The organism is Mesobacillus campisalis (assembly GCF_000986785.1).
GTDB classification, from domain to species: Bacteria; Bacillota; Bacilli; order Bacillales; family Cytobacillaceae; genus Mesobacillus_B; species Mesobacillus_B campisalis.
The window spans coordinates 94,612-107,519 of record NZ_LAYY01000005.1 but is presented as its reverse complement, the minus strand read 5'-3'; the positions used below and the strand labels follow the sequence as shown (position 1 = coordinate 107,519).

Here is a 12,908-nt window from a genome sequence, read left to right as displayed (position 1 = left end):
CAGGCACCCTTGCTTATTTCACCTTTTTAATAATCTTCCAAAAAAACAAATTCATAAGTATAGAATATAATAAAAATGATGCTGAGGTACCGACTGCAACCATATAGATATCCAGTTTAATTAATAACAACAATATACTGGACACAATATTCACTACTATACACACTACAAGTATTTTTATATATAATTTTTGATTATGAGTAGCATTAAAATAGTTTGCAGCATAATTTACAAGTGTTAAAGGAATTAATCCCACTAACAATATTTGAGCTGAGAAAATTCCCCCTTCATATTCTGGCATTAATAAACTGATTATTGGTGGAAGTAAAAGTAGTCCAACTAAAACTACAATAATAGAGATTACTAGTAAAACAAGGTTCACTCTTTTGTAGGACTGTATTATTTGCTGATATTCTCCTTTACTTACCATCGTTACAATTTTTGGGTAATACACTTGCGATATCACCTGTGGTAATAACATCATTGTACTGAAGACTAACAGTGCTACACTATAGTTCCCTAGTGCTGAAGAATCCATCGTAATTGTTAATATAATTTTATCTGTAGCAATAAGAACAGACCAGATTAATCCAACCATTAATATTGGAAAGCCAATCTTTATTAATGGAACATAGTTTTGATATCGAAAATCTAAAATAAATTTCATTTTACTAAAAGCTTTTCTACCCATGATTATTTCAATTATCAGCCCTGCCATCATCCCTAGAAATAAACCACTAAAGCCTAACAGTAAAATAAAAATAATGCTTAAAACAGACTGAGCAACGCCTTTTGCTGTTATCAATTTAGAAACACTTTTGAAATCTTGAATTGATTTGTAATACATTTCTACATATGCGGATAGAAAGAGCAAAACTCCGATAAAAATAATAAAAAAAGAACCAACCTTGTATTCTGAAGCAATATTACTTTTATACACAAACAAACTAAAAAAAGATAACAACAGGATTAAAAAAATAGGAACAGTTATCAAGTATGAAAAAACTTTTTGCCTTATTCTATCTACTTCCTCGATTGAGTTACGAGCAATGTAATACGGAATTTCCCTGTTCATGGCATTTAGTACACCAAATTGTAAAAGAGGAATAAACGTAAAAGCCATAGATAACGAAACCCAGTATCCATACTGTTCAGGTCCTAATATATTTCTAGATACAACCCCTAAAACAAATGACAGCGCCGATGAAATTAATGTTGCGCTGCCAAACGAAAAAATATTAGAAAGGTTTGGAAATTTGAACATTTTTTCTAAGTATGTCATTTTCATTACTTCCAATCTCTGGAGTACACGTTATTTTATATGGTTCCAGCCTAATGGCGTTCCTCTTTTAACGTCCTTACTTGCAGTCGATCCATAAACATTCCTACTATATTTTGGAGAAAGGCCATAGCCAGGACGGATAGAACGAACATTTTCTTCAGTAAAAGTTTCCCCTTCTTTGATATCCTGAACAGCAAATAAAGATCGAGAAAACTCCCTACTTTTCTTTTTCTTATCAGTTAATTCATAATCTACTTTTCCCAGTGATTTCTCTGCATCCCTTACTGAATCAACAAGTAATTTAAATTCTTGTTTATCTAATGAAAAACTTGCATCCGGTCCACCAATACTTTTATCCAAGATAAAATGCTTTTCAATGACCTTTGCTCCTAATGCAACGGATACAATAGGTACTGTTACACCTAAAGTATGGTCTGATAAACCCACTTCAACATTAAAAGTTTCTTTTAAATTTTGCATTGTTAATAAGTTTGCATCTTCAATCTTTGCTGGATATGCCGACGTACATTTCAACAAAACAATTTGGTCATTTCCTACTCTTCTACATGCTTGTACTGCATCATCAATTTCACTAAGAGTTGCAATACCAGTAGAAATAATTACAGGTTTCCCTGTTGTTGCCACATATTCAATCAATGGAATATCTGTAATTTCAAAAGAAGCTATCTTATAGGCAGGAACATTCAAGCTTTCCAATAGATCAACCGCAGTTTTATCAAAAGGACTTGAGAAGCACATAATGTCTAATTCTTTCGCATATTCCAATAACTCTTTATGCCACTCCCATGGGGTGTAAGCTTCATTATAAAGATCATATAAAGTTCTCCCATCCCAAATTGTACCTTGTTTTACTTGGAAGTATTCATTATCACAATCGATTGTTATCGTATCGGGGGTATAGGTCTGTAACTTAATGGCATCCGCCCCAGCCTCTTTAGCAGCTTTTATTGTTTCTTTCGCAATATTTATATCATGTCCATGATTAGCAGACATCTCCGCTATTACAAATACTTTTTTAGATATATCAATTTTATCAATAACCATTTACCGAAAATCCCCTTTAGTTAAATAAAATATTCGTACTTTAGCATTGCCTTCTTATTTTCTTGTAATATAAAGCCTATACTTTCAAATAGCTTTTTAGATGCGATATTATCGTTTGAGACATAAGCTATAATTTTCTTTAATTCATATCTTTCTTCGCTGATTAGCTCTATACTATTTTTTACAAGTGTTTTACTTAATCCTCTTCCAGTAATTGATTTGCATAAGCTAATACTTATGGTTGCCATCTCATTCTCTACTCTATATCTCAATTGTCCTAAAAACTTATTTGTACGGTCCGTAACCACATAAAATATATGGTTGTCTGAATTCATAATGTTTTCAAACCAAGCCTTATGTTCTTTCCAATCAATTTCAGTAGTATTTATTGAATACTTTCTTACATAATCCTCATTAGATAATTTAAATACATCATTAACATCTTCATCTTTTGCTTTTCTCAAAAAATAATTTTCTTCCATAAGTTCTCCTTATACTAGAGCATTAATAATTCGTTTATTACCTAATCCATCAATAACTTTCTCATATTTTTTAGTCAAGTTAATACGGTTCTTTAACACCATTATTTTCTCGACTTCACAAATTAACTTTTCATTAAAGAAAGGAGTGTTATATTCGAGTGTTTCTTCAACCAAATCGAGTTCTTTCAATGCTAATATATTATTCTGCTGATTCTCTATAACTTTTATTGGAATAAAAGGTGTTTGCGTGCTAATCAACTCATAAATTGTTTGTCCAGCTGCGGTTATAGCAAAATCAGACCTTAACATAATTGATTTCATTTCCTCTGCACTGGCATTTTCATAAAAGTTGACATTCTTAGAACCAAAACTTTTTATCTCTTTAATATTTTCAAATGCATTCCCTATAACAACATTAAATGTAATGTCTGGCTTGCTACTAAGTTGCGTTAAAATACTCGGAGTTAAATTGTATATATCCGATCCACCTAATGTTATTAGTACTTCTTTAATTTGAGAATTAATATGTTCTCTTTTAACCTGTACGAATGGGCTTCTTAAAATAATATATTTAGGCCCAATTAAATAGCAGTTAGTATCATTTTTAGGATACCTAACTGCTTCGGTACTAAGACATGGATTCACAACTATTCCTTCCGGAAAGTTAATCCTTGCATTATCATCAATAAATAAAACCTTTTTTGCTTGATCTGAAATAATCTTATACAACTCTTCTCCAGCTAAGTAAGAGTCTACTATACAATAATCGTCACGGTTAATATAATTTGTTAAAAAATTTTTTGTTAACCAATTAACCACCTTGTATTGTTTATCTTTTATTATCTCAAATTGCTCTATGTCACTATTAATGATGAACTCCACTTCAATTCCTCTATTTTCTAATTCATCATATAAGGAGCTACACCTAGAGATATGTCCTAGTCCAATTTGACTTCCACCTTCTGTGAATATCAATACTCTCATAATGCCCCTCCTTTTACTTAACCTTCTTTTGCTCAATATGTGCATTAATTGTAAAAAGATAGGGTTCTTGCTCGAAAAGCTCAATGGTATCAGGTAGATAAAAGTCATGAGTTCCTTTATATAGTCTTTTATATATTTCACTTATGAGTTTAAAATCTTCTTGGGTATCTAATGTCCATCTGTATTTAGAATAATCAACTTGGTTTTTGAAATAATGTATTTTATTACTATGTTCATAAATGAAAGGGGTGACATGTTCACGATGATAATTTTCTTTTCCATTAATAAATGCATTCTCTAATACTTCAAATGAAAAAATTTCTGTATCCAATCCTCTCGGATATGTTCTTTGCTCTAAATCTGATCCAGCATTTGTTACAAGATCATAGTTTCCATTCAAATAGAATTCAATTATTTCATCAATAACATTTGGATCAATTAGTGGACAGTCTGATGTAATTCTGATGATGACATCAACGTTATTCTCTTGCGCTGTAAAATAATAACGGCTAAGGACATCATCCTCGCTTCCTCTATAGACTTTACTACCACATTTAAATGCTTCTGATTCAATATTATTGTCTCTCTCATGGTTGGTTGTTGCTATTATAATATCTTCTATAAATTTTGATTGTCTTACTCGTTCAATCACATGAGATAACACTGATTTTCCCTTTAATTCTTTCAAAACTTTCCCTGAAAGTCTTGTTGAACCCATTCGAGCTTGTATGATTGCTGCAATTTTCAAACTAGTTCCCTACTTTCGATAGTAATTTATAACTTTTATAACAGCCTCAATTACACTATCGACATCCTCATCTGTTAGCGAATAATACAAAGGAATAGAAATAATCTCTTCATATAATCTTTCAGCAATAGGACAAAGCCCCTTTTTATAGCCCATACCTTGATAGTAAGGGTGGTGATAAACTGGAATATAATGTACCTGTAGTCCGATATTTTCAGCATTTAGTGCCTTATAGATTTCTTCTCTACCTACTTTTAAAGTCTCAGAATTTATTCTAATGATATAAAGATGTCTTGTGGTATCTGATTCTGGGATTTCCTTTTGAATTGTTAGTTGTGGGATTTCTGAAAAAACCTCATCATATTTTTTTACTATTTCACTTCTCCTTTTGGAAAAGGCTTCTAGCTTTTTCAGTTGACTCGAACCAAGTGCTGCTTGGAAGTCTGTCATACGATAATTGTATCCCAATTCAATTTGTTCATTATAACCGTTAAAAGGATTTTGACTCATTAATTTCACATCTCGGGTTACTCCATGCGAACGAAATAGTTGCATTTTTTTATAGTATTCTAGATTATTAGTTAAAATTGCTCCACCTTCACCACATGTGATTGTCTTTACTGGATGAAAGCTAAAAGTAGTTATATCTGCGATTCCCCCAACAGGTATACCTTTATACTTAGTTCCAATTGAATGAGCTGCATCTTCAATTAATACTAAGTTATGCCTGTTACAGATTTCTTTTAATTCATCAAGCTGAACTGACTGTCCTGTGAAGTCCACCGCTATTACAGCTTTTGTTCTACTTGTAATTTTCTTTTCTATTTCTTTGGGATCAATATTCCATGTATCTGGGTCAATATCAGCAAACACAGGTGTTCCTCCACAATATAAAATGCAATTTGCTGATGCAGCAAATGTAATCGGAGTAGTTATAACTTCATCCCCTGTGGTGATTCCGGCTGCATAACAAGCAGCATGTAATGCCGACGTTCCATTTGAAATCGCTACAGCATATTTAGCTCCAGTTAATTCACATAGACTCTTTTCAAACTCTTCTACCTTAGGTCCTGTAGTTAAGTAATGAGATCTTAATACCTCATTAACAGCCTGTATATCCTTCTCATCAATATATTGTTTTCCATATGGGATAAATTCGTCTCTTGCTGGCTTTCCGCCCGCTATTGCTGGTAGCATTATTATTCCTCCAATTTTAAAGTAGTATATTGGATAAAAGTATAAATAATGTTATTTGACTATTTATTGGCGTTATTAATAAAATATTTTTTTATACTTTTTAAATTTAAAAACTAAAGTGTTTTATTATACCATTCTCAACCATATTTTCAAAAATCGAATATTTAAATTTGAATTTTAACCCATACTTTTTTATAAGGATATTTTGATAACTTATTATTTTTATATCATCACGTAAATAATATGCATTTATTAGTGATGATGAAACATCAGAGATAACTTCTTTTATATTTGGATTAACTATAATGTCTTCTGAGGTTAAATCATCTCGGTTAAGTATTATGATATATCCGTCATAACTTTCAACTAATTTTTGTAGTGAATCAACTTCTCTTTCTGATGGATGTAATTTCACATACAAAAATTCCCTTTTTTGGTAATAACAAAGAAAAATTTCATTAAATGCTTTATTTCTAACTTTAGGGTCATTAATAATAAATGATGGGCAAAATAACGATCCCTTTTCCAAAACAAAATTCTCGGTACAATCGTTATTGATTAATATCTCTCTAAATTCGTCTTTTGATAACTTTATTTTTTTACCTTTCGACTCAATTAATTCAGGTTCCCTTAATAGAACTTCATCTTCAAATCCACCTTTCCCATGCATAAATACTCTTATATTATTATTATTAAATAAAATCTTAGCTAAAAAAATTAGAATTTTATATCTGAATGGATATCTATAATTTTTTAGATAAATTCCCGTCCCTTCTTCAACAAACATAAGCTTTGTATTAACACTATTTTGTTTAATATCATTAAATAGCAATTGATATGCAATAGGATTATCCGAAAAGTACACTATTTTATCATATTCTTGTTCTTTTATTGTTTTTATAAAGTGTTCGATACTACTTTTGTACTTTTTAAAATAACTTGCTCCTAGTTTAACTCCTTCTCTTAATGATAATTCAATATCTGTATAATTTAGTGTCTTATATTGAGTAATCTTGACAAACTTTTTCAAGGTATTCTCATTAATCCCTGAACACGATGATAGGATCATATGGTTTTCATCGCTTTTATATTCTGTTTTTGAAAGGTAGTTTGAGACCTTAATATGATAAGGTGTGAAACATAGATATAATATCTTCATATGATACATCCTTTTAACTTTTATCCAACACTAAAGGGGTATACCGTAGTACCATTTCACTTGGAGTAATTCTAGTTGAAAAATCAAGAATTGAAAAACTCCTAACAAATAAAAACTTTAGTATGAAAGGGGTCATTACCAGAGGAATCTCAACTTGCAACTAGATTATGTGGGTGGGACAAACTTTGAAGGTCGTCTTTATTATCACATTACTTATTTTGTTCATATTGAAAAGAAGACCAAGTGTTCTAAACAACATTTTATAATATTTAATTCTATCTTATATTTTTTTTTCTGCTAAAATTTCTTCATAAATCCTTATTAATTGTTTAGTATTTGCTAAAGAATTATGTGTTTTAAGTGCATGTTCTCTTGCATTTTTAGAGAACTGTTGAGCTAAACTTTCATTTCCTAATATTTCACAAATATAATATGCCAGCATGTAAGGTGCATCGGCTTGATATATAAATCCCTCGTCTTTATGCTCTAACATATCAGATATCCCCCCCACATTTGAACTGACACAAGGGACTCCTAATATCATTGCTTCCCCTAGAGAGTTAGGGCTGTTTTCAATAGAAGATGGGCAAACAAATACATTTGACTTCAAGTATCTTTCACACATCTGCTTTTCATCTAGAGGTCCTGTAAAAATTACATTTTGTTCTAAATTATATTTTTGAATCATTCTTTTTATATATTTACCGTAATAAGTCAAAAGTAGTTTATCTTTTATAGTCTCTGACTTTGTTATATCCTTTCCTCCAATATATAATTTTGTATTAGGATATCTCTTAAGAATAAGTGGCATTGCCTCTAACATATAGTGAAGGCCTTTTATTGGATATTGACCTTGACTCAAAAAAATAGAATTCTTTTCACATTTCTCTATATCCCACTTGTGTTTGTAAAATTCTTCTCTCAATGTTTCATTACAAAAATGATATTCTACATTTGGGTTAATTTGTGTTGTGCATGCTTTATCCCACGTAGTACGGCCAATTATATGTTTTACTTTTTTAATGGCCTGGACCTCATTTTCCCCTCTTTTATAAAACATTCTTTGCAACCCTGAAACACTATCTTTTCTTAGAAGATTTCTAAAGGTAGCTCCATATACAATTCTATAAGGTAAGTTAGCATACATATGTTTTTGTATTACCGATACTAATCCTTGTATGGAGATTACTGTTTTCACTTTATCTATTTCACAGGTATTTACCATCGAAAGTGTATGGGCCAATTCCGTTCCATAAATATGCACAAGATCGGGTTTAACTTCATTTAAAATTTTTTTAAAATATAAATTTTGATCTATCAAGTTTTTGTCTCGTTCTCTAACTGTTTTAAAAGCATAATAGGTAATTTTATTACCAGTAAGTTTTATCGAACATGTAACATTATTTTTAGGGAATAGTACTGTTAATTCTATATTTTCTTGGTCTGCTAAATACTTTGATGCATTTATTAACCAACCTCCATATGGGGAAATTTCTTCATTCATTAGTATACTGGCTTCAGGTAATGGGATATTTATTAACCATAAAATTCTCATAAAAACATCCTTTGAACAAATTGTATACAGTTGATTTTTGGCATAAGCTCTAATATTAACTAGACAACTCCAACCTTATCAATGTAATTACGTTATTAATTAACTAGTATTAAGCTACCCTTGTTTAAATATCTACCTCTTACGTTTGCCTCGGAATGGATTGGGGAGTTTCCTAATTGTAGACTTTAATTATTTATTTAATATTGTTTGGTAGGTACCATAGAATTCAATCCAAACTGGATTATTAAAAAACGACCAATAGCGTAAAATATAGATTCCAAACATAGCGACAAATAATATAAGTCTTACCTTACCCTGCTTCATTTTCGAGAAGATTAATGGTATGGTCACAATTAAAAATATATCAAAATACATACCTATTCTATTAATCATAGAGGCCTTATATGCTAATAAAGATATTATGGTTGCTATTAAAGCTAATTTACCGTATATAAGCTCTCGTCCGGTTAGTTTATTAATGTTTAATACTATTAAGAAGAAGTAAAAACTAGAAATTAGGGTTGCTCTTAACGAGTTTTGTAGCCCCTGTTCATAATAGTAAGAATAGCCTTTAGGGAAAAAGTCCAATATCCATTTAAATAAAGTATCGGATAGAGGGGTTATTAGTAATAAAATTACCACACCCATAATAGTAACTATCTTTACAGCATTTATTTTTTTTTGATTCAATAAAAAATATACCGGAAACATAACCAGGGCACTTTGATGAAAACCTACAGCAATAGAAATAAAAAGAAAGTAAAAAAGACGCTTGCCCTTAGTAAGAAAATGAACCGCAAATACTAGGAAACATAGGGCTATTGTTTGTCTGAAGCTAGATAAATGAACTAAAAATAGGTAAGGATTAATCAATAGAATTAGTACAGCAAACCAATATTGCCTTATATACAATGTACTTTTTATTAATAAAAATAAAGTACAAATGTAAAAAAAACTAAGAATAGCTACCATTACATAAAAATTTGGAATAAGTAAATTGAAGTATTTGTATAATATTTCTTCGTTTCCCAATGTTAATTGCCAACCTGCGTTTAATGCTTCGTGAACTCCATAATAACTCATATAGTCGTTACCAAAGTCATATCTAAGAGCTAAAAATAAGAATAAAACACCAAAAGACAGAATATAAAAAGGATACTTTTTATTCAATGCAGGTAACAATAATAATACAGCTAATAAGAAAATCAAGTGTGTTATTATATTAAGTGCCTCCCTATATAAACATTGATATACCAACGGTCTGACCTTTATTGGGATCTCAAATGTTTTTCAACATATTCCCTAAGAAAGTTATTAAATTTGTGATTCTGTTACAGTTAATGGGTACGCTTCCCATAACTCTTGACCGTCTTTTATCATTTACTTTGCCCCGAGCACTTCCGTGCTGATCCATGGAACATCTTTAAAAGCTTCCCTCATAGAACCACGATTGATTGATTTGCTCTAGCGTAATGGATTATTATCATTACCATTTGTATAAAATGCATGCAGCCTTCTTGCGGCTTCATTGTGGCCGATCATCGATATCATCGCCCTGAAAAGGAAGGGGTCAAAGCTTTCCTCCCGCCTTAGAAATGCGCTTTTGCCCTCTATGCCTGCCCGAGGAATCTTCCCGTAATGTTGGTTGAACGCTTCTTACTTGTGCAAAGCTACCATTCTCAGTTAGTAAGTCGACAATGGTCGTATCCAAAACTACGGCACTGTTAAGAGCCATTCATATTTCACAGTTGCGCTTCCAAATGACGTAAAAGAGCTGTGTGACTCCAGAAAAGAATCCGCATGTTTCTGACAGCGCGATTTCCTCCGATAACTTGCTTCTGAACTTTGGACTAACACGGGTTCAGCCTTATATTCTTTCTTGGCTGTCAAAATAAGTTGGTATCAATCCTTAAAACCAGTGCTGCACAGTAAAACCGGCAAGATATTTAGTAGTACATGCCCCCCGGTCACCGACAAAAGCAAGCGAAGAGTGTCTTCTCTCCTATATCACTTCCGACTACTTGATTTATTTTCTTTCTTTGTTTTGTAGTTCACTTAGGGAGTCATCCTTAATTAACTAAATTAGGGTCACGCTACACAACTTGCACACACGTAACATTCCAAGAGGGCTTTTTTTCATGTCTCTGAAAATCTTTCTAATAGGAATGCTCCTATCAATAATTCAAGATTACTCAGACCAAACGACTCTTTTAACGAAGTCTGTATATGATAATATAATTCTCAAAACTTTATCAGAAACATTTGGCATACTGTAATCCGCAACTAATCTTAACGTGTTTTCCGACTGCCCCTCCAATATTTGAAGTCCTTGTAATATTCTTTCCTTTTTTAAGCCCACCATCATAGCCGAAGCCTCTTCCATGGCCTCAGGCCTTTCATGAGCCTGTCTTATATTAAGTGCTCTGAATCCAAGAATAGAGGACTCTTCACTAATTGTACCACTATCACTAAGTACAGCTTTTGCACTTGTTTGCAGTTTAACATAATCATTAAATCCTAAAGGTTTCAGCGTTTTAATCAAAGGATTAAATACTATCCCCTTAGCCTCAATCATATTTTTAGTTCTGGGGTGAGTACTTACAATTATGGGCATATTATAATTTTCAGCGATTGCATTTAAACTATCTACTAAATCTAGAAAGTTGCCTTCTGAATTAATATTTTCTTCTCTATGAGCGGAAACCACAAAGTATTCTCGTTCTACAAGGTCAAGTCTATCTAATACATCAGATTTCTCAATATCCTCTTTTTTAGAGTTCAACACTTCAAACATTGGACTTCCTGTTTTAATAATTCGGTCAGAAGGAAACCCTTCTCTAAGAAGATATTCTCTGGCGATATCACTGTAAGTTAGATTAATATCCGCTGTATGGTCAACGATTTTACGATTTGTTTCTTCGGGTACACGTTGATCAAAACATCTATTACCTGCTTCCATATGGAAGATTGGGATATGCCTTCTTTTGGCTGCAATAGCCGTCAAACAGCTGTTAGTATCACCAAGAACCAAAAAAGCATCAGGTTTTAGCTCTTCAAAAATCCGATCAATTTTAATCAAGATATTACCGATGGTTTCCACCGCCGTCCCCGTAGCTGCATTTAGAAAATAATCTGGTTTCTTTAAGTTGAAATCCTTGAAAAACACCTCATTTAATTCATAGTCATAATTTTGTCCTGTATGAACAAGGGTATGTTCAATTGCATTTGATTCTTCTAATTTATTGATAACAGCTGACAATCTAATGATTTCTGGTCTAGTACCAACGACTGTCATTACTTTTAATTTCTTCATATACTATACCTCCACAAAGTAAGTGTCCGGCTTTTCAGGGTCAAAACATTCATTTGCCCACATCACTGTAACTAGATCCGTTTCTCCTACATTTACAATGGAATGGGTATATCCAGTTGGGATATCTACAACTTGTAGTTTTTCCCCACTAACTCTATATTCGATAATTTTATCGGAATCTAATTTTCTAAAGCGAATCAACCCTTTACCACTAACCACTAAAAATTTCTCATTTTTTGTATGATGCCAGTGATTTCCTTTTGTAATTCCTGGCTTTGAAATATTCACGGAAACTTGTCCTCTTTCAGGTGTTCGAATAAATTCAGTAAAAGAACCTCTGTTATCACCGTTAACATTAAGTTCATAAGCAAATTGATCCTCAGGTAAAAAACTTAAATAAGTACTATACAGCTTTTTAGTTAGACCATCTTCCATATTAGGAATACTTAAGTTTGTTCTACTATTTTTAAAGCTTTTAATAAGATTAGCAAGCTCTCCGAGCTTAATAGTGTGTGTTACAGGTACAACACAAAAGTTATCCTGCACAGTGGGATTTCCCACTAGCGCTCTTAAAAACTCGTCTAAAACATCGTCAATATAACATAGGTTAAGCTCAGTTTCTGGATTGTTAACCGTAATATCAACTTCCCTAGCAATATTATGACAGAACGTAGCCACTACCGTATTGTAGTTAGGTTTACTCCACTTTCCAAACAAGTTTGGCAACCTGTACACGTAAACCTTAATTCCAGTTTCTTTATGATAGGTAAAGAGTGATTCTTCGCCAGCCTTTTTACTTCTTCCATAAGGATTATCCTTCTCAGCTTGAATGGAAGAAGTAATCAGGACAGGAGCCTTATTGTTATTTTTCTTGAGCAACTCTAGTAATTTTGATGCTAATCCAAAGTTACCTTCCATAAACTCAATTTCATCTTCAGTTCTATTAACCCCAGCCAAATGAAAGACAAAATCACATTCTTTTGTATATTTATCGAGTAACATTGAGTCACAATCTCTTGTGAATTCCAAGATATGGTTGTATCCCCTATTTCTTAACTCAGCCACAAGGTTTTTGCCAACAAAACCATTTGCTCCTGTTACAAGAATTTTCATCAACCAATCC

11 protein-coding genes are annotated in these 12,908 nt (G+C 32.1%); all 11 read right to left on the bottom strand.

Translation table 11 applies throughout. The features are described 5' to 3' along the window. Positions 1-13 precede the first annotated feature (13 nt). The 11 genes from WQ57_RS06030 to WQ57_RS05980 all read right to left on the bottom strand — a co-directional run bounded on the left by WQ57_RS06030 (position 14) and on the right by WQ57_RS05980 (position 12,898). Positions 14-1,282, bottom strand: coding sequence for a lipopolysaccharide biosynthesis protein (locus WQ57_RS06030; RefSeq protein ID WP_046522840.1), 1,269 nt, complete (start codon positions 1,280-1,282; stop codon positions 14-16). Positions 1,283-1,312: 30 nt separating this feature from the next. Next, a complete protein-coding gene (gene pseI, locus WQ57_RS06025; RefSeq protein ID WP_046522839.1) occupies positions 1,313-2,347 on the bottom strand; it encodes a pseudaminic acid synthase in 1,035 nt (344 codons plus the stop codon). A 20-nt stretch (positions 2,348-2,367) separates the two neighbouring features. Next, positions 2,368-2,829 carry a GNAT family N-acetyltransferase gene (locus WQ57_RS06020; RefSeq protein WP_046522838.1) on the bottom strand — a complete coding sequence of 154 codons (462 nt, stop codon included), beginning with the start codon at positions 2,827-2,829 and terminating at the stop codon, positions 2,368-2,370. A 9-nt stretch (positions 2,830-2,838) separates the two neighbouring features. Then, entirely contained in the window at positions 2,839-3,813 is a 975-nt protein-coding gene (gene pseG, locus WQ57_RS06015; RefSeq protein WP_046522837.1) for a UDP-2,4-diacetamido-2,4,6-trideoxy-beta-L-altropyranose hydrolase, read from the bottom strand. A gap of 13 nt (positions 3,814-3,826) precedes the next feature. Continuing rightward, positions 3,827-4,561 carry a cytidylyltransferase domain-containing protein gene (locus WQ57_RS06010; RefSeq protein WP_046522836.1) on the bottom strand — a complete coding sequence of 245 codons (735 nt, stop codon included), beginning with the start codon at positions 4,559-4,561 and terminating at the stop codon, positions 3,827-3,829. A gap of 9 nt (positions 4,562-4,570) precedes the next feature. Next, positions 4,571-5,758 (bottom strand): UDP-4-amino-4,6-dideoxy-N-acetyl-beta-L-altrosamine transaminase, encoded by a 1,188-nt coding sequence (gene pseC, locus WQ57_RS06005; protein WP_046522835.1) that lies wholly within the window; start codon positions 5,756-5,758, stop codon positions 4,571-4,573. Positions 5,759-5,864: 106 nt separating this feature from the next. Beyond that, positions 5,865-6,917: a polysialyltransferase family glycosyltransferase gene (locus tag WQ57_RS06000; RefSeq protein ID WP_046522834.1), complete on the bottom strand. Its 1,053-nt coding sequence runs from the start codon at positions 6,915-6,917 to the stop codon at positions 5,865-5,867. Between the two features lie 280 nt (positions 6,918-7,197). Beyond that, positions 7,198-8,472 carry a glycosyltransferase family 4 protein gene (locus tag WQ57_RS05995; protein WP_052948653.1) on the bottom strand — a complete coding sequence of 425 codons (1,275 nt, stop codon included), beginning with the start codon at positions 8,470-8,472 and terminating at the stop codon, positions 7,198-7,200. A gap of 189 nt (positions 8,473-8,661) precedes the next feature. Further along, positions 8,662-9,654 carry an EpsG family protein gene (locus WQ57_RS05990; protein ID WP_162200602.1) on the bottom strand — a complete coding sequence of 331 codons (993 nt, stop codon included), beginning with the start codon at positions 9,652-9,654 and terminating at the stop codon, positions 8,662-8,664. A 1,006-nt stretch (positions 9,655-10,660) separates the two neighbouring features. Further along, positions 10,661-11,785, bottom strand: coding sequence for a non-hydrolyzing UDP-N-acetylglucosamine 2-epimerase (gene wecB, locus WQ57_RS05985; RefSeq protein WP_046522832.1), 1,125 nt, complete (start codon positions 11,783-11,785; stop codon positions 10,661-10,663). A 3-nt stretch (positions 11,786-11,788) separates the two neighbouring features. Then, the gene (locus WQ57_RS05980) at positions 11,789-12,898 is read right to left on the bottom strand and encodes a capsular polysaccharide biosynthesis protein CapF (protein ID WP_046522831.1); all 1,110 of its coding nucleotides are present in this window, start codon (positions 12,896-12,898) and stop codon (positions 11,789-11,791) included. Between the last annotated feature and the right edge of the window lie 10 nt (positions 12,899-12,908).

Bases quoted from the DNA above. Each gene is read 5' to 3' on its own strand.
- WQ57_RS06020 (WP_046522838.1), bottom strand. From the start codon at position 2,829: ATGGAAGAAAATTATTTTTTGAGAAAAGCAAAAGATGAAGATGTTAAT.
- WQ57_RS06000 (WP_046522834.1), bottom strand. From the start codon at position 6,917: ATGAAGATATTATATCTATGTTTCACACCTTATCATATTAAGGTCTCA.
- WQ57_RS05995 (WP_052948653.1), bottom strand. From the start codon at position 8,472: ATGAGAATTTTATGGTTAATAAATATCCCATTACCTGAAGCCAGTATA.
- pseG (WP_046522837.1), bottom strand. From the start codon at position 3,813: ATGAGAGTATTGATATTCACAGAAGGTGGAAGTCAAATTGGACTAGGA.
- WQ57_RS06030 (WP_046522840.1), bottom strand. From the start codon at position 1,282: ATGACATACTTAGAAAAAATGTTCAAATTTCCAAACCTTTCTAATATT.
- WQ57_RS05980 (WP_046522831.1), bottom strand. From the start codon at position 12,898: ATGAAAATTCTTGTAACAGGAGCAAATGGTTTTGTTGGCAAAAACCTT.
- pseI (WP_046522839.1), bottom strand. From the start codon at position 2,347: ATGGTTATTGATAAAATTGATATATCTAAAAAAGTATTTGTAATAGCG.
- pseC (WP_046522835.1), bottom strand. From the start codon at position 5,758: ATGCTACCAGCAATAGCGGGCGGAAAGCCAGCAAGAGACGAATTTATC.
- wecB (WP_046522832.1), bottom strand. From the start codon at position 11,785: ATGAAGAAATTAAAAGTAATGACAGTCGTTGGTACTAGACCAGAAATC.